This window comes from Thermodesulfobacteriota bacterium, from assembly GCA_034189135.1.
In the GTDB taxonomy this organism is placed as follows: domain Bacteria; phylum Desulfobacterota; class Desulfobacteria; order Desulfobacterales; family JAUWMJ01; genus JAUWMJ01.
The window spans coordinates 1-22,964 of the sequence record JAXHVO010000119.1; the positions used below are offsets into that span (position 1 = coordinate 1).

Annotated in this window: 21 protein-coding genes, 1 tRNA gene and 1 riboswitch; of the genes, 12 read left to right on the forward strand and 10 right to left on the reverse strand. The window is 41.5% G+C overall.

Annotated elements, in window-relative coordinates; all coding sequences use genetic code 11:
- Window positions 1-155: 155 nt before the first annotated feature.
- The 4 genes from SWH54_17120 to SWH54_17135 are packed head-to-tail and all read right to left on the reverse strand — an operon-like array spanning window position 156 to window position 4,246.
- On the reverse strand, window positions 156-797 hold the full coding sequence (locus SWH54_17120; protein ID MDY6792989.1) for a methyltransferase domain-containing protein: 642 nt from the start codon (window positions 795-797) through the stop codon (window positions 156-158).
- 17 nt (window positions 798-814) lie between these two features.
- The gene (locus SWH54_17125; protein MDY6792990.1) at window positions 815-1,057 is read right to left on the reverse strand and encodes a hypothetical protein; all 243 of its coding nucleotides are present in this window, start codon (window positions 1,055-1,057) and stop codon (window positions 815-817) included.
- A 12-nt stretch (window positions 1,058-1,069) separates the two neighbouring features.
- Window positions 1,070-3,502 (reverse strand): hypothetical protein, encoded by a 2,433-nt coding sequence (locus SWH54_17130; protein ID MDY6792991.1) that lies wholly within the window; start codon window positions 3,500-3,502, stop codon window positions 1,070-1,072.
- Window positions 3,503-3,523: 21 nt separating this feature from the next.
- The gene (locus SWH54_17135) at window positions 3,524-4,246 is read right to left on the reverse strand and encodes a protein-L-isoaspartate(D-aspartate) O-methyltransferase (protein MDY6792992.1); all 723 of its coding nucleotides are present in this window, start codon (window positions 4,244-4,246) and stop codon (window positions 3,524-3,526) included.
- A gap of 311 nt (window positions 4,247-4,557) precedes the next feature.
- Here SWH54_17135 and SWH54_17140 point away from each other — a divergent pair, with 311 nt between their 5' ends.
- The 5 genes from SWH54_17140 (at window position 4,558) to SWH54_17160 (ending at window position 8,362) form a co-directional block, all read left to right on the forward strand.
- Entirely contained in the window at window positions 4,558-4,938 is a 381-nt protein-coding gene (locus tag SWH54_17140) for a polymer-forming cytoskeletal protein (protein MDY6792993.1), read from the forward strand.
- Between the two features lie 197 nt (window positions 4,939-5,135).
- Complete coding sequence (locus tag SWH54_17145; protein MDY6792994.1) at window positions 5,136-5,477, forward strand: polymer-forming cytoskeletal protein; 342 nt, start codon at window positions 5,136-5,138, stop codon at window positions 5,475-5,477.
- A gap of 103 nt (window positions 5,478-5,580) precedes the next feature.
- A complete protein-coding gene (gene dctP, locus SWH54_17150; protein MDY6792995.1) occupies window positions 5,581-6,525 on the forward strand; it encodes a TRAP transporter substrate-binding protein DctP in 945 nt (314 codons plus the stop codon).
- An 83-nt stretch (window positions 6,526-6,608) separates the two neighbouring features.
- Window positions 6,609-7,070, forward strand: a complete 462-nt coding sequence (locus tag SWH54_17155) for a TRAP transporter small permease subunit (GenBank protein ID MDY6792996.1) — start codon at window positions 6,609-6,611, stop codon at window positions 7,068-7,070.
- On the forward strand, window positions 7,067-8,362 hold the full coding sequence (locus SWH54_17160) for a TRAP transporter large permease subunit (protein MDY6792997.1): 1,296 nt from the start codon (window positions 7,067-7,069) through the stop codon (window positions 8,360-8,362). Before SWH54_17155 ends, SWH54_17160 begins: the two co-directional genes overlap by 4 nt.
- A 376-nt stretch (window positions 8,363-8,738) precedes the next feature.
- On the opposite strand, the gene SWH54_17165 is transcribed toward SWH54_17160, so the two are convergent.
- The 6 genes from SWH54_17165 to SWH54_17190 all read right to left on the reverse strand — a co-directional run bounded on the left by SWH54_17165 (window position 8,739) and on the right by SWH54_17190 (window position 15,660).
- Window positions 8,739-9,416 (reverse strand): energy transducer TonB, encoded by a 678-nt coding sequence (locus SWH54_17165; GenBank protein MDY6792998.1) that lies wholly within the window; start codon window positions 9,414-9,416, stop codon window positions 8,739-8,741.
- Complete coding sequence (locus SWH54_17170; protein ID MDY6792999.1) at window positions 9,413-9,823, reverse strand: biopolymer transporter ExbD; 411 nt, start codon at window positions 9,821-9,823, stop codon at window positions 9,413-9,415. Before SWH54_17170 ends, SWH54_17165 begins: the two co-directional genes overlap by 4 nt.
- On the reverse strand, window positions 9,820-10,452 hold the full coding sequence (locus SWH54_17175; GenBank protein ID MDY6793000.1) for a MotA/TolQ/ExbB proton channel family protein: 633 nt from the start codon (window positions 10,450-10,452) through the stop codon (window positions 9,820-9,822). The genes SWH54_17170 and SWH54_17175 overlap by 4 nt, the downstream gene beginning before the upstream one ends.
- 92 nt (window positions 10,453-10,544) lie before the next feature.
- Complete coding sequence (locus SWH54_17180) at window positions 10,545-12,563, reverse strand: adenosylcobinamide amidohydrolase (protein ID MDY6793001.1); 2,019 nt, start codon at window positions 12,561-12,563, stop codon at window positions 10,545-10,547.
- A gap of 99 nt (window positions 12,564-12,662) precedes the next feature.
- The gene (locus SWH54_17185) at window positions 12,663-14,672 is read right to left on the reverse strand and encodes a TonB-dependent receptor (GenBank protein MDY6793002.1); all 2,010 of its coding nucleotides are present in this window, start codon (window positions 14,670-14,672) and stop codon (window positions 12,663-12,665) included.
- 144 nt (window positions 14,673-14,816) lie between these two features.
- Window positions 14,817-15,024: riboswitch (cobalamin riboswitch) on the reverse strand.
- Between the two features lie 45 nt (window positions 15,025-15,069).
- The gene (locus tag SWH54_17190) at window positions 15,070-15,660 is read right to left on the reverse strand and encodes a Maf family protein (protein ID MDY6793003.1); all 591 of its coding nucleotides are present in this window, start codon (window positions 15,658-15,660) and stop codon (window positions 15,070-15,072) included.
- A gap of 145 nt (window positions 15,661-15,805) precedes the next feature.
- Between SWH54_17190 and SWH54_17195 the strand changes: the two genes are divergently transcribed.
- The 7 genes from SWH54_17195 (at window position 15,806) to SWH54_17225 (ending at window position 22,358) form a co-directional block, all read left to right on the forward strand.
- Window positions 15,806-16,459, forward strand: coding sequence for an NAD-binding protein (locus SWH54_17195; protein MDY6793004.1), 654 nt, complete (start codon window positions 15,806-15,808; stop codon window positions 16,457-16,459).
- Window positions 16,460-16,882: 423 nt separating this feature from the next.
- Window positions 16,883-17,668 (forward strand): AMP nucleosidase, encoded by a 786-nt coding sequence (locus tag SWH54_17200; protein MDY6793005.1) that lies wholly within the window; start codon window positions 16,883-16,885, stop codon window positions 17,666-17,668.
- Between the two features lie 157 nt (window positions 17,669-17,825).
- Window positions 17,826-17,914 (forward strand) — tRNA-Leu (locus tag SWH54_17205).
- 308 nt (window positions 17,915-18,222) lie between these two features.
- Entirely contained in the window at window positions 18,223-18,360 is a 138-nt protein-coding gene (locus tag SWH54_17210; protein MDY6793006.1) for a hypothetical protein, read from the forward strand.
- Window positions 18,361-18,424: 64 nt separating this feature from the next.
- Window positions 18,425-19,234 (forward strand): hypothetical protein, encoded by an 810-nt coding sequence (locus tag SWH54_17215; GenBank protein MDY6793007.1) that lies wholly within the window; start codon window positions 18,425-18,427, stop codon window positions 19,232-19,234.
- A gap of 171 nt (window positions 19,235-19,405) precedes the next feature.
- Window positions 19,406-20,452 carry an NINE protein gene (locus tag SWH54_17220; protein MDY6793008.1) on the forward strand — a complete coding sequence of 349 codons (1,047 nt, stop codon included), beginning with the start codon at window positions 19,406-19,408 and terminating at the stop codon, window positions 20,450-20,452.
- Window positions 20,453-21,944: 1,492 nt separating this feature from the next.
- Entirely contained in the window at window positions 21,945-22,358 is a 414-nt protein-coding gene (locus tag SWH54_17225; GenBank protein ID MDY6793009.1) for a hypothetical protein, read from the forward strand.
- Window positions 22,359-22,964: the final 606 nt, after the last annotated feature.

The window sequence follows — 22,964 nt, forward strand, 5'->3', positions numbered from 1 at the left end:
AATGGATTTGGTCGCAGAACAGTAATTTTAACACAATAATACCCCTTAAGGGGTTATCAGTATCGATGCCCTTATAGGGCTTTATGCAAGCCTCCGGCTGGGCCGGAGGTCATGACTCCTTTGATGTGTCTGCGGTTTTTTTAAATATTCAAGTATCAGCGTTTTTTTGCCACGGCCAGACAAATATTGCCGTGGAAAAACATGCGCTTTTTAATAATTTCAAGGTCGAGATTTTCTAAAAAGGATAAAATCCCTCCTTGCTTTAAAAATCTTCTTCCATTTCGATAATGATCGATTCCTGCGATAAACTCGATGATCGTCAGAACAAATTTACTAAATGACCATTTGTGGGTGGGGGCGAAATCAAAAAGTATAAAAACAGCATCTTTTTTAGCCACACGAACCATTTCGTGTCCGCTTTTTATTCTGGCAGTATTTTCCATTTCATGTAGGCCCAGCTGCATGATAACCGCATCAAATGATTCCGCAAAAAAGGGCATGGTGGAGGCATCGCCGTGGATGACAGTGATCCTTCCTGTGCCGGCTTTATGTATTTTATTATAAGCCTGCCGAATCATGCTGTACGATTTGTCAAGGGCAACCACATGAAACCTGTTTTTTGCCAGAAGGTGGGATAAGGTTCCGGTTCCGCAGGCCACTTCAAGAAAACGCGGCTCAGGTGATATTTTAAATTTATGCAGCAGAATTCTTACGGTGAGCAGTTTTACCCGTGCTAAAAATGGCTCGATAAAAAAATCGTAAGCGTTAGATCCGATCGTATAAGAATCTTTTGCCATTATAGTTTATACTCCCTTTAATCCATTGGTAACGGGTCATTTGATTCACTAAAGAAGATAAGCTCCCATTGCCATTTTTCCTCATCATGGCGGATAATGTAGGTGGCGTTGTCATCGCCGATAAGTTTAAAGTACCTGTGATCCGGGGCAAGCCAGCGGTCAAGAATTTTTCTAACTTCTACTTTCCGGGTTCCCATTAAAATACGTTTCGGGGTTTCCTCACCCCGATATCCGCAGTAGCAATCGACTTTAATTTGCATATTGCTCCATGATTATAAATAAGTGGTATTGAAACCATCATGCTTCACGATACAAAGAAAAGCAAGAGCATATGATAAAACAGAGCAGACCAGGATGGTTGAAATTCCCCAACTGATTGCGATTTGAGCAGATAAGATGGCGCTTAACACCGAGGTGCAGCCGTTTGCCGTCCATGCATATGCTCGTTCCACAGGACTTTTTAACAGATAACGCATGCCCATGGGGAAGGGGAGACCGATTAAAAATCCTGCCGGCAACAAAAGCAGAAGTGCAAGAAAATAGCGTAGGAAGCTGGGAAAGGCGAGGATGTGGCGAACAATATCATCAAGGCTGAGGAAAACGACCACAAGAAGCAAAATCAGGGTGAGAAAAATCTTTTTAAGATTATGGGGCGATAGGTGTTGCGACCAGATAGCACCCATGCTGGAAAATACAAGGATTCCTGAGACAACGATGGTAAAACTGACAGTGGGATTCCCCAGCAGGAGGATATAATTTTTTATAAAGAAAAGCTCGAGAAACATGAACCCTGCACCCACAGCTAAAAAGTAAAAAACATGAGATTTTACAGGTCTTTTTCTTTTCTGGGTGGTGGCCAACAGGGGAAGAATAAGAAGAAAAATCGAAATGACCAGCGCTTCAAGGAACACAACGGAAACCACAATTTCACCGGACATGAGGATAGAATAAAGTCGGCTCCCCGTGCTTTTATAAAGCGTCTTGAACCCCGACCATTTAAGGATTCTCGAAGGGAAAGGTCGGTTGTCCGTTTGGGGAGAAACGTCGAGGAAGTAGGATTGAAAAAAACTTTTATCAGTCCCTGATTGATAGGCCTTTGCGAGCCGGCTGATTTCAATAAAATGGTATGGCTGGTCAAATACATTGAATATGTTTGCCATATCACTCGATATTCCGCTGAAATACACCAGATCAAAATTACAATTTCCGGCAAACTTTTTAATTATAGCTAACTCCTTTTGCTTAAAAGGGTTTGCTGAAACAATAAGGGTGAACGTATCCCAGTTACGCAAAATGACAATATGCTGTTTTGGAGATTCAACTTCAAGGGATTTCAGGCTTTCATAGGCCACGCCAAACAGGCGGATCGAATCGGCAGGCGGCAAAAGGAGCTTGCGTGAAATGATGAGGAACCCATTGTCAGCAAGGTGATTTAGGTACTGAATGAACGCATCAATGGTAAGCAGATGGTTCTGTTTAAGAGCCGCCATCCCCGGGATAGAAGTTCCCCAGTTTTCCACATGAATAATGTCGAACCGTTGGTGTGAGCCGGCCAGGAATGATCTTGGATTTCGGTTGATCACAGGAAGGTTGTATTGGCGCCGGACAGTTTCTGCTATCTCAGGGTTTTGTGCAATAATGGTGATTTGTTTCGCACCGGATGCGACGGCGCAGGGGATGGCCGTTCCGCCGCCATGCTGGATCAACAGCACATTCGAACCCTCGGGGGATAAAACATATCCTGAGTAGGGGAGGGTGAATTGGGAAAACAGGGCGTCTTCTTGCGTTTGCAGGTCATAAAAAACAAAGGGATGGTCTCCGTCCTTAAACCCGGCACTTTGTACGGGCAATTTATCTGCGTATTTAAGGCTCAATCCGGGAGCAAAGCGGATATATTTGCTGTTGACATGATCTATTCTGCCTTTGAGGTCATTAACGGTTCTGGTTATACGGGTATGGGGAAAACGCAGAACCTGACTGAGCGCTTTGTATTGAGAGGGTTTGATTTTGATGATAAAATCCCCCACAGGTGATATAAGCAATATGGAAGAAATGACGATTGAAAATCCGGTTATTTTATAACTGCCTTGTTTTTTCCGTGCGGTATCTTCCTTTGCACCCTCTTTTTCTGGATGATCCGATTTTCTCCACGGCCATTTCAACGGCATCATTATAACGGGAAAAAGAGCGGAAATGACAATCAGTTTGCCCTCACCCAGGAAAGGAAGCAGGGGAATCGGAAACAGAGCGCCGCAGGCAGAACCTGCCATGGTGGAAAAGTACACCAGGCCGGATTTTTCAGGGAGAAATGAGTAAGCGATGCCAACCGTCAAACCGGCAAAGAAGAAGGGAAGGGCCAGGAAAACAAAGGCGGTCAGCAGATAAATCGCCTGGACAGGATCAAGCGGAAGCCTGAAATAGTCCAGTGGCATGTTGTTTAAAAGTAAAAAAGAGATGATGGTAAAAACAGCGTAAAGGCAGATGAAGTAAAAAAGACTCCTTTTGGTGGACAGACGCTTTTCCCACTGTGTACTCCTTGTATTCAGGATGCCTAAAAAGGTGCCGCTTGCGGCAAATCCAAACAGAGCGATGCTGATGACCATAAAGGAAAGGTGATTCCACTGATTGATGGAGAACACCCTGGTGAGGAGTACTTCCAAGGTGAGGGATGAAAGAGATAATAAAAATACGGCTTTAAGGATCATGAGCATTACCGGGAAGGAAATTTAATTTCTATCCAGTGCGTAACCTGTCATGGGGACAAACAGGACACCGGTGATTTGTTTGACCTTGAAATCATTGCCATGTTTCGTTATCAGAACAAGATTTTGATAGCTAAAGGGATTTCCCAGGGGAAGGATAAGTTTTCCCCGATTTTTAAGCTGTTTTAGCAGAGGAGGCGGGATATGGTCCACAGCCGCAGTGATCATAATACAGTCAAAGGGTGCCATTGTTTCCCAACCGAAATAGCCGTCGCCGCAGTGGGTATAAACATTACTAAAGTTAAGTAATTTAAGGATGTTGTCGGCTTTTTTACAAAGCTTTTTTTTGATCTCCATGGTGTAAACGTCTTTTACGATTTCAGCTAGAATGGCCGCCTGATACCCGGAACCTGTGCCGACTTCAAGTACTTTTTCCTTGCCTGTTAAACTTAAACTTTCGGTCATCAAAGCGACAATGTACGGTTGAGAAATAGTCTGCCCCTGTCCGATGGGAAGAGGGCAGTCTAAGTACGCATTGGAAATAAGCCGTTTGGGTACGAAAAGGTGTCTGGGAACTTCCGACATAGCGGCAAGAACATTTCGATCAGATATTCCGCGCGATTTAATTTGGGTGGAAACCATGTTTTCTCTGGATCGTTTCAGTTGGGGAGGTTCTTCCGCAGTTTCAGCAAAAAGGGGTATAGATATTAAGATAATGATAATAAAAAAAAGAAAGACTTTTTTCATGGCGATTCTCCTTAACAAATTAGTGCATCCGTTAAAAGTAACGCCGATGGATGAGTGGTAAATCCTATATAACACAAATTTTAACAAAACCGCAATTTTTACATAACAGTTCACAAAATATTGCTTTTTTTCCCAAAAAGCTATATCCCATGGAACAGATCTATCTGCAGGGGGAAGATGATATTGTATGTTAACAGATATGCGGACTGATTCCGCCATAGATCATTCAAAGATAACTATACAGTTTAAAAAAATGTGAAGCACAAAACACCAACTTAATTTTACGCAACCCAAAAAGGAGAAATTAAACGATGTTTTTCAAGAAAAAGAAAAGCAAAGAACAAACAGTTTTACCTCTGGAAAGCACTGAGGAAGTAAATAAAGTAGCCTACCTGGGAAAAGACCTGAGTATAAAAGGAGTCATTTCCGGGCAGGATGATATTCAGATTAATGGCAAATTTGAAGGAGATCTGAAACTGAAAGGAAGACTGGATATAGAGCAATCAGCAACAATAAAAGGTTCTGCTGTGGCCAAAACAATGTATGTAAAAGGGAGAGTAAACGGAAGATTGGCTGCAGTCAGTAAAATGTTTATCGACCGCACGGCAAAAATTAATGGCAAATTATTTACTCCGGTAATATCCGTTGTCGAAGGTGCGCAATTTAACGGAGAGGTAAAAATGGTAGATTGAATTATAGCAACCACTTAGGTAGTCAGGCTGAAGCGGTTTAGGCTGAAGTCTGAAGGGATTGGGCAAGACAATGGCCGTATTTTGGCAGAAAAGTCTGATTATTGCATCAAACATGGATTAAAAATGCGCTTTTCCCTGAAAGTCTTCAACCTTCAGCCTATCCACCTGGGCAGTTATGAAAAAAGGGAGTTACAGTAATGGAAAGTGAACGGATAACAGGATCGATTTCTTTGATTACCAGAAATATGAAAATAGAAGGCGAAGTGAATGGCAAAGAGAGTTTAACCATCGAAGGCGATTTAAAAGGTAGCATAAATATAAATGGAGATTTGCATATTGAGAGCACAGGTGTCGTTGAAGCGGATATAGAGGCCAACAATATTAGCATCCAGGGAAAAGTGACCGGCAATGTGACCGCACGGCAGCACCTGGAAATCGAATCTTCTGGAATAATGAACGGCGATATTTCGGCTCGGTCCATTGATATTAAGGAAGGTTCTTCATTTGAGGGCCGGTCCAATATGATTAAATCTTCGTAATCGATAAATGATCGATTACAAAACGACACCTGGAATATACCACATGCTTAGATTTATATTAAAGATATGGTTGCCAATCTTGCTAATTTTTGCAGCTGGTGAAATGGCAGCTGCCACCACGACTATTAAAGTGGCTGTAGTTATGCCCGATGGAAGCACCTGGACCAACTCATTACGCAACATGACCGGTGAAATTGAAAAACAAACCGCGGGGGAGATTAAATTTAAAATTTATGCAGGAGGAGTCAGTGGCGATGAGGTGGACGTAATCAGGAAAATGCAGGTGAACCGTATTCACGCCGCCGGGTTTTCCGGTGTCGGGCTGGGGATACTGCTTCCTAAAATTCGTATTTTAGAAGCTCCGATGTTATATGAAAGTTACCAGGAAATCGATCTGGTTAAAGAAAAGCTGTATGATGAACTCTCACAAGATTTTGCAAACCGAGGCTATGTTCTGCTTGGTTTTGCAGAAGCAGGGTTTGTCTATTTTTTTTCCAAAAAACCCATGTCAGGAGCAGACGGACTTAAAAGCATCAGGATGTGGGTGTGGAAAAGCGATGCCGTTGCCAAAACCACTTTGGAAACCTTTGGCATCAAAACATACCCATTGCACCTGGCAGATGTGAATACAGGACTTGAGACAGGAATGATTGACTCTTTTTATTCTCCACCCCTGGCTGCCATCGTCTTTCAGTGGTTTTCCAAAATTCAATACATGTTGGATTATCCTATGGTCAATTCCACCGGTGCGTTACTGATAAAAAAGAATATATTTGATAAACTTTCTAAAGAGAACCAGGGGATTTTTAAAAAGACAGCTAAAAAATATTGCGGAGAATTAATCCAGCTTACCCGCAGGGACAATCAACAAGCCCTTGCTGTTTTACGAAAAGAAGGCATCATTTTTGAATCACCTCCCAAAAAGCAGGTCACTTCTTTCCATGAAGATGCCGGAAAGATATATGAAAAAAGCATTCCTCAATTATATTCCAAAGATCTGTTTAACAGGGTTCAGGACATTTTACGGACATATCGTACGGCGCATTAGAATTGATGCATGAACGAAAGCTTTTGCTTTAACGCTTTGGTAACAACATTTTTACAACGATGGAAAAACAAAAATAGAAAAACATGCGGTGGATTCGAAAATTTGATGAGTTTCTTGCAGTATGCGAAAAGTCGCTGGTGGTTTCTTTTTTTTCCGCACTTATTCTACTGATTACGCTTAATGTAATTTCAAGAAATCTACTCCAGGTTTCCTTTCAAAAAATTCTGGAAATATCTCCTTCGTTAGTACTCTGGATGGCTTTGCTCGGGTCATCGCTGGCCCTCAGAAATCAACGTCATATCAAACTGGAAATCCTGTTTCGCTTTTGTTCGGAACAGATTAAAACTTTTGCCATCATCGCCCAGAGCATCTTTGGAATGACGGTAATGTGGATATTGTTTTTAGTATCGATTGAATTTGTGGGAAACGAGGTCACGATTTTTGGAAAATGGGGATGGATTTCAATCATCATTCCCTTGTTTTTTGCCATATCCTTTTTCAGGTATTTTATTCAGTTAATAAATCATATGAAAGCCGATGCATGATGAGTATCACAGTCCTGCTCATTTTTATTGTTGTTTGCTTTGCGCTCATAGAGACGCCGCTATTTACCGTAATAGCCGCCTTGTCGATTGTTTGCTTATATTTTATCGAATATGATCTGCAGGCGTTACAGCTGATCGTCATAGAGATGAATCGACTGGCCTCGATGCCGGTATTGACTGCGCTGCCGCTGTTTACCATGGTGGGATGTTTGCTGGCTTCGACCAAAGCGCCTGAACGGATCATGAATTTTGTCCAAGCGCTGTTAGGATGGCTTCCCGGGGGAATAGCAATAGCTGCGCTGTTCAGTTGTGCTTTGTTTACGGCACTTACAGGTGCCAGTGGCGTAACCATTGTGGCTTTAGGTGGTGTTTTGTTTCCCATATTGCGTCGACAAAACTATAAGGAAAAGTTTTCGCTCGGGTTGCTGACCACATCCGGAAGCCTTGGACTGTTATTTCCCCCCAGCCTGCCCATCATTCTTTACGGTATTGTATCCGGGATTGCCATACTCGATATTTTCAAGGCGGCTTTGGTGCCGGGGATCCTGTTGGTGATGGTGTTATCGATTTATGCCTTCTGTCATGAAGCCTTTTCCAAGGAGACTAATAGGCAAAAAATATCGTTTAAAACGATATCATGGGATCGGGCAAAAGCGACTTTTATTGCCGGGATGTGGGACTGGCCGATTATCGGAATTATCCTTGTCGGAGTCTACGGGGGTTTTGTGACAATTGTGGAAGTATCGGCGATTGTTCTGGTCTATGTAATCATAACCGAATGTTTTATTTTAAAGGAAATACGATTTATCAAGCAGGTCCCCGGTATAATGATTGAAAGTGCGATGCTGTCGGGAGCGATTATCGTAATCCTGGGGTTTGCTCTGGGCTTTACCGGATATCTGGTCGATGAACAGATACCCAACCGCATACTTGCTTATTTAACAGCGCTTACCGATAATAAGTATGTTTTTCTGGCAGGGCTCAATCTTTTTTTACTGGCAGCCGGCTGTATTATGGATATTTTTTCCGCCCTTGTCATTATCGTGCCGATTATGATTCCGATTGCCGTGCAGTACGGCATTGACCCGGTTCATCTTTGCATCATCTTTTTGCTAAATCTTGAGATCGGTTACTCCACACCACCTGTGGGGATTAACCTGTTCATTTCCAGCCTTAAATTTGAAAAACCGGTTACATTTCTGTATCGAGCGTCGGTTCCCTATCTTCTGTTACTGCTCGGTCTGCTTATCCTGATAACGTATGTTCCTGTATTGAGTCTATTTCTTGTTTGATCGGGTGAGGGGTCGAGAAGTTTTTCATTCTTCGTCCAGTTCGTCCGGTGTATCGCCTATTCGCCTGTACAAACCTTAACAATAATATTTAGAAACTGACGTACGGCAGCTATCTCGCTGAGATAAGATTTGAACCAGCCCCTGTAGACATAATTCCCACGGCAGCGTTGGTCGTCTCTGCCTGTACGCAATTCGCAGAAGATAGGGGGCGACTATGAGGAAATGTAGATGTTTGTTACGGTTTGTAAAGGCGAATAGGCGATACACCGGACGAACTTCTGAGAATATAAAACGTAATGGATTAACCAAAAAAGGCTTTAAAGAGAAACTTGCCGATTCCTCAATTAGCTGTTAGTGACGTGGATAGCCTGTCCAGCTAATTTAACCTGAATCGTATGGGAACCCTGACCCACATTTCGATTTTTTCTGTGCCTAACATACCCGGTTGAAAGGACCATTTCTTAACAGAAGCCATGGCGGCTTTATCAAGTATCGAGTGTCCGCTTGATGAAAAAACCCTTATGTCAATAACTTTGCCTTGTTGGTTAATCAAAGCTTCCAGAATAACATGACCCTGATAGCCTCTTTTTCTTGCAATAAGGGGATATAAAGGAGGAGGGTTTACCCGGTACATTGGCTTGGCCTCCAGTAAGGATTGCGAGGTGTGAATGACTGCTTGATGGTCCGTTGGCGCCGAAGAAATGACCGGTGAGGGCTCAGGGGTATGGTCGGAAAATAATTCTTTGGTTGGTTTAGCGGGTTCCGGTTTTTCTGGATCAGGCCTGGATTTAGCTTCATTTGATGTCTCTTTTTTTTCAATCGCAGACGGTTTGATATTTTTTTGCAGTGGCTTTTTTTTACGGACATATTTGGGTTTGTGTTTTACAGAGGGTTTTATTTCAGGCTTTTTTGGCAACCGGTGAACAAGGGATATGGTGATTTGATGAGATTCGGGCATGGCAGCATTGATTTCCGCAAACCATTCGGTTTCCATGCTGAACAGAAGCCCATGAAGACCAAGAGAAATAATAGCTGCAAGGAAAATCCGTTTCACGGTGTTTTTTCCGAATCCGCCTGGAGTGAAACCCGATGAATACCGGCCAACTGAATACGGTCCAGGACTTTAAAAAGTTTCTGATAAGAAATGCTGCGATCGGCAAACAGAAGCACACCGGGGTCAGTTTCATCTTTGGCTTTGAGTTTTAAAGCTTCGGTAAGACCTTCAAGACCAACCGGGTATTTATCCAGATAAATGGTTCCGTCTGATTTTATACTGACGGATAAAACCAGCTTTTTGTCGATTTCAGCAGTAGATGAAGAGGGGAGCGATAATGTTAAACCACGATGTACCGCCATGGACAGCATGGCATATATGAAAAAAACCAGAAGCAGAAAAACAACGTCGATTAAGGGAAGCATTTCAATTCTGGGATTTTTCCTTTTGTATGCGTTGAGCTTCATGGCAAATTCCCAGACCGGTTTGTTGAAGAACAAACCAGTTTTTCATAAACAATTTCAAGACTGGTGGCATATTTTTCAATAGAAATGGCGGCATTTTCCACGCGTGAGTTGAAATAGTTATAGGGGAAAACAGTAAGGATGGCGATTCCAAGTCCGGTAGCGGTGGTAATGAGTGCCTGGGAAATGCCTGCAGTAACGGCTTCGGGATGTTCAATTCCCGAGGTCCCAAGAACTTCAAATGACAGGATAATGCCGATCACGGTTCCGAAGATTCCCAAAAGCGGTGCTACCGTGATCATGGTATCTAAAATGTTCATATATCGGCGCATACGCTTGATTTCTTCCGCAGCGGCAGATTCCATCGCCTTGATCATGGAAAATTTTCTATGGAGAATGCCGGTAATCAGGATCTTTATGATGTAGTCTTTTGAACCGATTGTCTTTTGTTTTACAACTTCCCAGTCTCCTTTCCGGCAAAGTTCAAGAACTTCATTTAACAGAAGCTGATTTCGGTTTTTGTCCAAATGAATCCAGAAAATAATCCGTTCGATGATGACGGTCAAAACTATAAGGGAACAGACTAAAAGCGGGTACATGACCGGCCCGCCGTTGATGAAGATATGGAGCATTATTTATTCCTTAACGCGGAAGATGCCAGGTTAAATCCGAGATTTTTTTATTTTACAGTGAATCATTTTATCTAACATAAATGGATTATTTTTCAAATACCATTGTTAGAAAAATAAATACCATTTAGCAGTGCGTTCAGGGCGGATCTCAACACCAGCGGAACATCATCAATTTCAACAAGATCTTTTAATCCGGCAATTTTTTTGCCGGCTATCTTTTCTGCAATCCTTTTGCACTGAAGATTGTATAAGGAAAGATTGTCTATCAGCCCCTTTTGATAGTCATCACTTAATGCGAGGGCCGATTGGAGAAAACCGGAAAATACAGGATCAAGAAGAATTGCTTCTAATGTAACCAAAGTTTTGCTTTTTTCCGGCATACAGTCGCAGTTAACGGAAGATACCAGGTTGTAAATGCTTATCCTTCTTTCCTTGAGACGCTGGAAAATATTGCGGCCCGCATAAAAAGCATTTTGCTTGAAAATTGCTTTCAGGACAGCATCATAAACCGCCTTTGAGATGAGTTCTCCCATCTTGGTATGACCGCCGGAGCGATCAATCCTTATTCCTTGGCCTTGCACCACAATGATATTATCCGTTCCCGTACCGGTGGCACGGTGCAGCTTTGTTAAATAGCTGCTTCTGATGTCCAGATCCATTAAGGCGGTAGTCTTTGCCTCAGTCGCACTGATAATTGCCCGGGTCATGGCTCGTGAAGTGAGTTTCATGTTCGGCAAAAGGATGATGTTAATGGTTCCCGGTTCATAATATCTGCCCGCATCCTTTGACATCCTGATGGCATTCGATTTGACACCCGCTGTGACCAGTGCCCGGACTTCCATTTGCTTAAATCTTTTCTTCTGTATGACAAGGTGGTCCATATTAGCACCGGTAAACAGAAAGCTGGAGTTTTTCTCCGATTGACCAATAACCGGATATACACTTTCCCTTATCCCCCTTATACCGGATCTATGGCCGATTCTCCAGTATGGCGGAGGGGAGTAATGGTTACCGACCGATTCTATCGCTTTGCGTTGCCCTTCAAGGGTTGAAACCACAGATAACGGTTGGGTAAAATGAATCACCAGGGTTTTATGCTGAAAATCTTGGATGTGACTGTACAGAATCCGGGCGTCTTTAATATAATCAAGATTTAAATCGAGTCTGCGTGATTTAAATACCCGATCTTTAAGAACCTGATTTTCTTTATGGGAAAACTCATCTGCATAAATCACGGATGAGAGCCATGAGACAAAATAGCCGGTATGGGTGGATACCCTGCATGTCAGATCGCAGGGGAAGTAGAATATATTTCTGTTTTTTATGGCGTCCACATCTTTCCAGCCTGGTCGATTAAAGAGATTATTAGCGATTTCTCTGTCACCTCCACAGCCGTAAATCACCTGCGGGTTGAACCTTCTCCACTCTTCTTGGTTAATAACTACGATATCTCCATTTCTACCAAGCACAGGCGGAATAGCTCCTGCGGCCCTGATCATCTCATTTTGAAAAGAATCATCTCCTGGCGTCATCACCGTGTCACCGCCCATCAGGCGCAAAACCCTTTTCCGTTTAGATTCTGGGATTAGGCTTGTTTTTTTTTCAATGAGCTTCAGGCTGTTTTTTATTTCTGCTACGATGACGGCGGCATTTTTATTTTTATCAAATATATTTCCCAATAAATAGATGTTGTTATAACTGTCTGATATGGAGTCCGTTTTAAGGTCAACAAGGGTGCACTTTCCATGGGAGAACTTTTTTATTACTTTTTCATGCATACTGGAGAGAAAAATCATATCCGGCTGCAATGCTTCAATCGCCTTGAGCGAAGGTGAAAAAAATCCCCCGACGGTCTCTTTTAAAGCCGCTTCACCGGGAAAAGTGTCATGATAAGTGACTGCCTTAATCGAATCACCGGCACCGAGTTTAAATATGATTTCGCTAATAGAGGGCACAAGAGACACAACCCTTTCCGGCTTTTTTTCAATGACAATCATTTTTCCCCGGGAATCGATAAATTTTACCGGATCGGACAGGGCAGGGGAAAAGCCAAATAAAATGACCAGCAAAGTTAGAAAAATATCGGTAAATAATTTAATGATTGATTTCAATTTGCTACCTTTTATGGGTGCACGTTATCGCCTGGTTGTATTGTGGAAACAGTTAGGGGCCGGGAGTCATTTGCCTGCATAGACCCCCGGCCGGATATATTAATAGTCGTATCTTAACCCTAAAAAGAAACTTCTTCCGGGCATGGGATAATCCTTTACGTACTCATAATCTTTATCAAACAGATTTTCAACTTCAGCTTTCAGGGTTAGATCTCCTAATTTTTCCGTATCTGCTATTTTTTTGGAAATAGTCAGGTTGGCCACGTTAAATGACCCCTTTTCCACCACCGGAGCTGTCCAGGTCGGAGGACCGGCGCTTCTCCAGTCATCAATATCCTGCTTACCGACATAGGCAATATTAAGGTTGGCGGAAAGGCCGTTATATTCGGATAATTGGATCCCGTATGATACATTCCAATCCGATGTGTATTTGAGGTCTTCATGTGTCTCCTCATCTTTGTATTTGGTAAGACGAACAAAGCTGGCATAGGGTTTTAGTTGAAAATCCCAGTCAAAAAGGGTTCCGATATCATATGAAAGCTCGCCCTCGAAACCTGCCATTTCCGCTTTACCTATGTTAATCCAGGTTCTGTCCGGCCATCCGCCGTCATGCTCGATCTTATCTTTAAAATCAGTATGAAAGTAAGTCAGCGACACGTTTAAGGAGGCGTATGAGAAATCCGCTCCGCCTTCATAGGTTTTGCTTTGTTCAGGGTCAAGGTTGGGGTTGCCGATGTAGTTGGTTCCAAATACGGTATATCTTCCAGCCAGTTGCTGAGCAGACGGCATTTTGAATGCTTCTCCATAGTTGGCCCTGATTTTTAAATAGTCGGTGAGAAGGTAGGCCGCACCAAAATTGGGGGAAAGGTTGTTATCGTCTTCTTTCCCCCCTTCGCCTTCCTTTATTTCAACTTCGTATTCATCGTATCTCAAGCCGCCGGAAAAAATAAGCCTTTTTTCCAAAAACCTGGTTTTGGCCAAAAGAAAATAGGCCGGGTTGTCATATTCGGTACTTTTCGGACTGTATGTATCATCTTTGGTTTCGTAATTCATCCAGTCAAAACCTGCAGTTAAAAGCAAGTAGTCTTGGTTGAAAGAGACCTGAGCCTGTGACCCCTTATGATCAACCGTATATTTATTGGGAAGGTCATCATCCATAAAATCAGGGTTGCTCAACGTAGGATCAAACCATTTGCTTTTTTCTTTCCCTTCGTAATACCTGGCCTTCCAGGAAAAAAGACCCTCTGAAGTCTGGCCGTCATAAGTAAGGTTTACTGATCGATTGATAGAATCTTTATAATCATCAAGGTCATTTTGATACAGACCACCGGGGTTTCCTAGGTTATCGCCCTCGTAATTGGTATAAATCACTCCGATACGATTGCCGGGTAAAAATTCGGCGCCGATATTTAAACTGGTGTTATCTTCCCGGTGAAAACCTGAGTTATAGTACCTGTCACCGTCTGTATTATCGGCCGTGTCATAATCATCCATTTTGGATCTGCTGAAACTGCCGGAAAAATCGAAAACATTCACTTTCCCGGAGAAACCGACACTTTTTTCAAGATAATCGAAACTACCTAACATGCTTTCAACAAAAAATGTGGGTTTACCTTTTCCCTGCTTGGTAATGACATTGACTATCCCGCCCATGGCGGCCGAACCGTACTGAACTGAGGCGGGTCCTCTTATTATTTCCACCTTTTCAATGTTTTTGGTCATGACTTTGGACGCATTTCCCGTGGCGATCCGATGCCCATCCAGCAAAATAATCACGTATCCTTCAAGATCGATACCGGTTGATGACGACCTAAATGCTCTGATTCCGATTGAGGTCAGTCCGCCAGGGTATTTATGGGAGTGTCCGATTCCTTTTTGAATCAATAAATCACCCAAATTGGTTGCCGAAGAGTTTTTTATCTCTTCTTGGCCTATCACGGTGATATTGGAGGTGATTTCCTTTTTCTTTTCTTTGACTCTTCCGGCGGTGACTACCGTTTCCTCCATCATGGTGACGGAACTTTTGTCCGTTGAATCTCCCTGGGCCTGAACAGAGCCGGGAAGTATTAGAGCTGTGACCACAAACATACAACAAATAAACTTTTTCATTTAATTCTCCTTTCCTCCTCAAAAGATAAAATAATGAATGCACCCGCCATAAGACCAAAAAAAATCCCCGAATCGAAACAAATCGATCCGGGGATATCCCTTTTTTATCCTATAGATCATATAGGATTATCTTCCGTCCACGAAGATTAATCCATCAGCTCAGGCAGGTCTTCTGACTTCCTTGCCTTTTTAACAGCCTTCCCATTCCGACTTCTCGAAACAGTGGCCTATCATGCTAAAAAGGTTCCCTTTTTTAAATTAAAAAAGGGCGGGGTTACAGCGGCGGGCCCGTCCCCGATTTTAACGGGGTTCCCTATTAAGCGAAACGAGCACCTGAACTTTGAAAAGGCTTTAATGAAAGACGGGATGAAAGTCAATAAAAAAAAGAGGTTTGTATTTACAGTTTCAAATCGGTAACACTTTGTTGGATCAGAAATTCGATGACCTCACAAACCGGAAGCCCCACCACATTGGTGTAGGAACCTTTGATGCTTTTCACAATAAAGGTGCCAAGGCCTTGAATCGCATAGGCACCGGCCTTGTCAAAAGGCTCCGATGTATTTATATACCATTCGACCTCTCTATCTGACAGATTTTTAAAGAGTACATCTGTTTTAACCGTATCTAAAAAAACTATTTCTTTGGCACGGCAGCAGATGCAGTAACCCGTATATACCTGGTGTGTTTTGCCGCTAAGACTTTTTAACATGGTGCGGGCCTGCTGCTTTGAATCGGGCTTGCCCAGGATAGTACCGTTTATCACCACAATGGTGTCGGCTCCAATCACCCAGCTTTCAGGATATTTCCTGGATATGTCGGTCGCTTTTGCTTCAGCAAGGGCTTTTACATAAGATTCAGGCGTTGAGGGAGATATCAGGTTCTCATCAAAACCGCTGGGAATAACAGTAAATCTAAGACCAGCCTGCTCTAAAAGATAACTGCGTCGCGGAGACATGGAAGCCAGTATTAACCGAGGATTATGCTGCAATTTACTCATAACTATCAAATAACAGATGAAATAGGATTTGACAACAATGATGGGATATAAATAGTATAAAGACAAAAGGCTGGGAGCACAGCAGGCTGTTCAGCTGGTGTGGAAAAATGGAAATGTCAATTTTTCGGAAGTAAAGATGAAAAGTATCTGGATACTGGGTGCAGGCAGGTTCGGGTTAAAAGCTGCCACAGCGTTGTCGCGGAAAAGTAAGAAGATTAAAGTTACCGTGGTTGAAAAAAACAATGAAATTTGCAAAAAGACAGAAAAGCTGGGATTCCAAACCGTGTGCATGGATGCAATTCAATATTTGGATCAACGCCTTAAAAATCCAGATTATCCCGACTGGATCATTCCGGCAATTCCTGTTCATGTGGTATATGAATGGGTGAGATTAAAACTAAAAAATAGCTGTATTCTAAAGACAACACCGGTACCTGAAAAAGTGATAACGGATCTTCCTAACGTTTTCAAAGGGAAGAAAAATGAAATCTATATGAGCATTGCCGATTTTATCTGCCCGGATAACTGTCCTGAACCAGAAAATATTTGCACCCATACAGGCAAACCAAGGCCGTTTACTCTATATCAAAAGCTCGAGTTAATCAGATATGATCATTTTCGTTCGGTTGTGGTTAGAAGTCGCCAATTGTCACCCGGAGTCGGAGGTTATTCACCCGGAGCTTTATTTCGCGCCTTGGATGTAATCCGGACTTCAACTGCTCCGCTATTATTAAGTACCGCCTGTCGCTGCCATGGGGTCATGCATGCATTTAACATAGAAAAAAAGTAAAGTTTTTAGAAAAAGTACCGATAGTATAAGTTAACGGCTTCTTGAGTATGCGTGCATCTTTTCAACCGGGCAACGTTAAAATAAAAATAAAAAACAGATGTGCACGGGGGTCAATAACGGTACTTTGGAAAAACCGGTTTTAAATCAGTTTCGAAGAATTGAAGTCCGTATTACAGATATAGCTAATACGCAATGTGATGTGGAAGTTCCGCGAGACTCCATGGAAAATGGCTCAAACGGATCGAAAATATTAAAAAAAGCAGCGATTCTTCGAAAAAATAAAGACAGGGTCTAAATGGACCCTGTTTTTGTTAGAGCTCTTTTACCGCTTAGCGCCTTGAAAATGATTAAAATCAGCGTTGCGAAACGTGCGATAAAATTACCTGGCTTTTTATCACACCATCGATAATAAAAGGAAGCAAAATGTCCATTAAGGAACACGAGTACATAAGGCAGACACTGGAACGATATACCAACTGCAGCCTGGAAAGTTTCTGCGACCATGTGCTCATCACTAATTTTAAACAGTATATCACTCGTTTTCAGCAAAAGACAAAGGGCGAGTACTTTGAGGGGAACTTTGGGATTGTAAATGTAAAAGAGATAAATTGTACCATGATAGATTTCAGTATCGGCTCGCCCCAGGCAGCGCTGGTGATTAACTGTCTGGCTTATCTTGGTAATCTCAAGTCCGTGGTTATGCTGGGAATGTGTGGTGGTATAGATGACATCCTTGAAATTGGTGACTTCCTGATTCCTTCTGCAGCTATTCGTGGTGAGGGGACAAGCAGACATTATCTGCCTCCGGAGTTTCCTGCGATTCCAGCCTCTTCAGTTAATCTTTTTTGTATCGGGGCGGTAAAAAAAGCAGGTTTTTCTCCCAGGTGTGGCATTGTATACACAACGGACAGAAGGCTATGGGAGTTTGACGATGAGTTTGTGGACTACTTGCGACGCCAAAGGATACTTGCCATAGAAATGGAACTGGCCACTCTCTTTTCTGTGGCCTACAAGTACGAAGTACCTATCGGTTCCATCATGCTGGTTTCGGATATGCCATTGCAAAAACGAGGCATAAAAGATAAGAAGCTACAAGACGAGATATTTTCCAAATATATGGATATTCATTTGAATATCGCATTGGATGCAGTGGATCAATTGAATACCAGGTGGGACGAAGTGGAAAGAAAGCTCACCAGTGAATGGTGACGACAGCTAGTATTTTTTGCTGATGTGTTTACCCTGTATGAAATAACTTTTTTCTTGAACTTTTCATTAAGTTAAAGTATTCAACTATCGTTTCTTTTCTTTAAAACAAACATACAGGAACCTGCGAAATCACCGTTTTTTTAAGGTCTAACATCTTGCCTGGGTGGCGGAACTGGTAGACGCAAGGGACTTAAAATCCCTCGGGGCTCAGTCCCTGTACGAGTTCAATTCTCGTCCCGGGCACCATCAAAATAAGGGGTTAATCGTTTTTATGGTTGCCCCTTTTTTTGTTTAAATGGTACATTGTGGCTCTAATTGCGTCCGCCGTGACCATTGAAAATTTTAAATATACGTATTGTTTTTTGGCTGTATCCTTCACAGCGGTCACATTTATCATGTGGTATCGGTTAAATAGCGATCTAGTTTTATGTGATGAACTTATCATAGCCTTTATCATCTTTACGCCTAACTCCACAGCTTTTCTCACATTTTTTCCATTGCCTGTTTTATCCAGAAGTGATATGTAAAATCATCCTATAATACGGGAGGCATTAATGGAGGAAAGGCTGGAACCAAAAGACCATGTCTCTTTCAAAGAATTTCTAGTTGCTAACACTATAGAAATTGGGGCCCTATCACAACTGCTTGTCAAAAAAGGTATTCTCACCTTTGAAGAAATATTTAAAAACTGATTGAAGCCAAAAAAAATTATTCAAAGCCATCGGATGCTTAAAAGATAATATATTGCAGGTGACAATGATTAAGAGGTTTGAAATCTTTCTGTTAATCATTTTGTTCAGTATCGTATTTACACCAATTGTAAATGGCAGTGATTATGAGGTCAATACAGATGCTCAATCTTATATTATCAAAAAGTTAAAAACCCACCATATCGTTTTTCTTGGGACCGTGCATAAAAAACCCGCGATTCACAAGTTCCTGTTAGAGATAATTCCGACGCTGAATGATGCTGGGGTAACCCACATCGGTCTGGAGATTGCTTTCGATCAGCAAGCCAAGATTGACAATTTTATTCAGTCCGGAAAAAAACTTGCCAATATCCGGATACACCCGGATATCGATGGCCCCGGATACAGAAAATTGCTGATAAAATTAGCAGCACTTGATCCGAATATCAGACCGAAAACAATTGCCCTCGATCAGCCAAAATCCAGATATCGTGGGAAAATAAGTCGCACTAAATGGATGGCAGGGTCCATAGTGCAAATTTTTCATAAAAATCCGAAAGCAAAAATACTGGTGGTGGTGGATAATTTTCATGTATTAAAGGTGCTGAACTGGCAGGAAAACTCACGCAATCAATACAAATCGATTTGCCACTATCTTAAGAGTATGATACCTGAATTTCGCATATTTTCTATTTCGCAGCTTGTGGATGAAGACCCTGAAAAATGCGATTTTACAGCTGTATTTGGTGCTGTTAACGGTTCGGTAGTGATTGATTGTGATCATAAATTTGATGGTTGGAAATTCGGTCCCGCGTCAAAAATTTCCATTAAGCCCACTGAAACATGCGACCTTGTTGACGGATTAATCATATATTAGATTGGGTGGAATTTGCCATCTTGGCAACATAACTGAATTATTTCGATCGCCTGATCTTTTTGGAATCCTATCACCATAACCCAAGCCCGGGTGTTGTTGCGATATGAGCATATCTTGGAATTTGTTAATATATGAGCGTTTTTATTTTAAAGATGCAAGAAAGGTTTTTCCATGATCAACGAAAATGTCAAACGGAAACTTGCGGCGATTTTCAGTGCTGATGTCAAAGATTATAGCCGTCTAATGCGGGATGACGAAACAGCGACTGTCAGAACGCTAAATGCCTGCCGCGAAGTGATGACCAAGCTCATCTTGCAACATCATGGCCGAGTGGTGGATTCGCCGGGCGATAATCTGTTGGCAGAATTTGCCAGTGTCGTTGATGGGGTACAAGCGGCAGTTGCCATACAGAAACAGCTCAAGGCCCTGAACGCCAAACTTGCCGCCAGCCGAAGAATGGAGTTTCGTATTGGGATAAACCTTGGAGACATAATTGAGGAAGGGGATCGAATTTACGGTGATGGAGTTAATATAGCCTCTAGACTGGAGGCATTGGCTGATCCCGGTGGTGTCTGCATCTCTAGAACCGCCTATGATCAAATCGAGGATAAGTTGCCACTGGGTTACGAATATCTCGGGGAAAAAATGGTAAAGAATATCCCCAAACCAATACGGGCATATAGAGTCTTGGTTGAGGCCGAAGGATTTACAAAAAAAGCTTGGAGCAAAGAGATCGCCAAAGACCCACCAGAAGATAGGAAGAAAGAGGAAACTTTCATTGCCAAACCTTCTAGTGAAAAGGACAGGGCTAAAGATGTTTTCCATAACCATCTGTATGTTTATTTAGGCGTGATAGGTTTTCTATTCCTCATCAATTTATTTACTTATAGTGATGTTATTTGGTTCCATTTTCCAGCTCTCGCCTGGGGATTAATATTGTTCATTCACTGGCGGCTGCAAATTTCAGGCATTGGTTTGATAAAGCCGACGGAAGAGGGGTCATCTATTAGCGAAAGGAAAAGATTGATAGCAGCTATTCTGGCTTTCTTCTTCGGGGTTTTTGGGGCTCACAGATTCTACGCAGGAAAAACTGCAACCGGTTTTATGCAGGTTTTCACCATTGGAGGCCTTGGGATTTGGTGCTTCATAGATTTCCTCATCATTCTTTTCGGTGAATTTACCGATATTAACGGGAAAAAAATAAAACAATGGGTATGAGTAAGTAAGAAAATCTTATAGCGGAAAAACTGAAACGCGGTTATGCCCAACCGTAATAATTACTCAAATTTCACATCCCGGTTTGGCGGAAAGTAATGCCCTAACGGCAGGTCACATATAAAATCAGATGTGAATCGAAACTGGTTATATTTTTTTCTGTAAGGGGATATGGGAGTCATCTGTTCCACCTTTTCGCAGTCTCCGGATATTTGAGATAGACCGACCCTGTTATATGGTTTAGCAACGGATAGAATTTATCCCAAATATCCGGACACGCTGCAACCGATTCAATTCATATCCCCTGAAAGAAAATAGTATAACTTTCTCGATTCACCGCTGCAAGGCGAATAGACGTTTTAAGAACTCCGCCTCTACCGTTGATAAGGGTTGCGAAGCTTAAGCAATTATTTGTCCTAAACAAAAAATTACCGAAAATCAGATACTACTTTTATAGCTTTTATTTTTTGCTCTGATAAGCCAGACAAATACTTTTATTGTAAGAATTCTTTTCTTAACAATTTACCTCAAAGTGCACATCTTAAGTCGCATGCAGCGGCTTCATTTCCGATTTATACCGCTTGTCATAAATTATGCTCCGAAATATGGGATTGAGGTATAAGTGGTTGTAGAAAAAAACGTTTAATAACGGAACGTTTTTTTTTGATAACCACTATAAAAGCAGATATATCTCTCTAATATCCATATTCAGGCACTCACTTCTTTAAAACTTGGTAAAAAGGAGATTGAAGCTAAAATAAAAATGAAAAAATTTTCATAGAAATTGAGGCATTTATTTCACAAAATCATGTTTTTTAACAATCATTTTTATTATATAATCGATCTATCTAGTTGAATTTATTGTAAACGGTAGGATATCTAATTTTTCGGCACGAATTGTGCTAAAACTTACATTACTCTTGTAGTTTTACTGGATTCATAAAAAGTGAATTAACCATATTTTGACAGGAAACCAGAAATTGGAACGATTTTTAATTTCACTCGGCTTGGCACTTTTTGTGGTTTTATTGCTTATCACATCTTTCGAACTCATGTTTGCCTTATAGCACAGAAAAAGTAGGTTGTTTGATAAAAATATTATAACAGAGCTAATTAACAAGAGAATATGAGATGCTCTTCTCGGATGTGCGTGCATCTTTTCAGTGGGCTGGCGAAACTATCAATAGAAAGGCGGCACAGGAGAAAATAACGGCATTTTGGGAAGACAATCAATTATTTTCTTTAAGAATGATCCAAAATCAGATCAGAGAGATGTGACATATAGAAAATGTTAGACACTTTAAAAAATAACGGTAGCAGGCGCTCAGTACCTGATAGGCGTCGAAGTTCCAGCGCAAAACATTTCCCAGAGAGAAGGTCTTACCGATTTCGCAGAAGCGAATCGGACCGTAGAAACTCTAGAGTTTTTGGAGTTATAAGAAGAGGCGCTGAACGGCGGGGAGCCTTTAGTTATATTCGATAAAAGGAATCTAAAATGTACAAAAAACTTGAAGAAAGAGAATATTCGCGTTTTAAAAATATAATGCCAATTGTTATTAGTGATTGCAATTTTGAACAGTATAAGGAAGCAAAAATATATAATAGCAGCAGTAGCGGCATTTATTTTGAATCGGATGTTCCCATTCGGCCTGGGACAGAGATTTGTGTTAAAAACAATAATGCAACTCGTTTTTCCGGTTCAGATATTTGCCATGTTAAAGTAATATGGTGTGAAAGAATACAGGACTCGCATGTTTTTTACCGTTTTGGAATTGGTGCCAGATATTGTTTCCCGGATGACTATTGGAGATGGATTTCCCAAGCTAAGTTCGTTCGCCGAAATTTGAAAGTAATACAGGGAGGAAAGGCTTTGGGCAAATTGAAAAGGCTAAAAAAATGGAAAAATTGATTTAAAGGCAAGGCGATGTTTGATTCTGCATTTTTTTGTACCTACCGCAACCATTCTTTCCTAATATCTGCTAATATTCGCAAACTGATTGAGTAAATAAACGTAATGAAATTTAATAGATAGCTGATATCAATGATTTTACCAAATACCCCATTTTGGGTTTAAAGTTCTTAGGAACCCAGACGCAGTATAAGTTCTGTTCTCATCACTGGAACTAATAAAATAAAAGGGTTAAGCGAAACGCTTAACCCTTTTATTTTGAAACTGTCTCCCACCGGAAAAAATCTCTTAACCCCGTGGTTAAAAATATTATAACTGTCTCGATTCACACCTTCAACACCAATCGGCACTTTAAGAATTCCGCTCCCACCGTAGATAAGAAGTGCGAAACTTGAGTAATTTATTCTTACAATCGGTTGTGTTGATATTAATAATAAAACACAACATAGTGTGTTTTCACGTGAAACTTGTTATTTTTACTTAATATTTTTCAAGGTAAAACTTAAAACCTATCATCTTGATTAGAGCAAAATAATTGTCGAATATCCTTAAGAAAAAAATTTATTTGCCGATAAAGAAATAGAGAGGTTTAACACAATTGGTTAA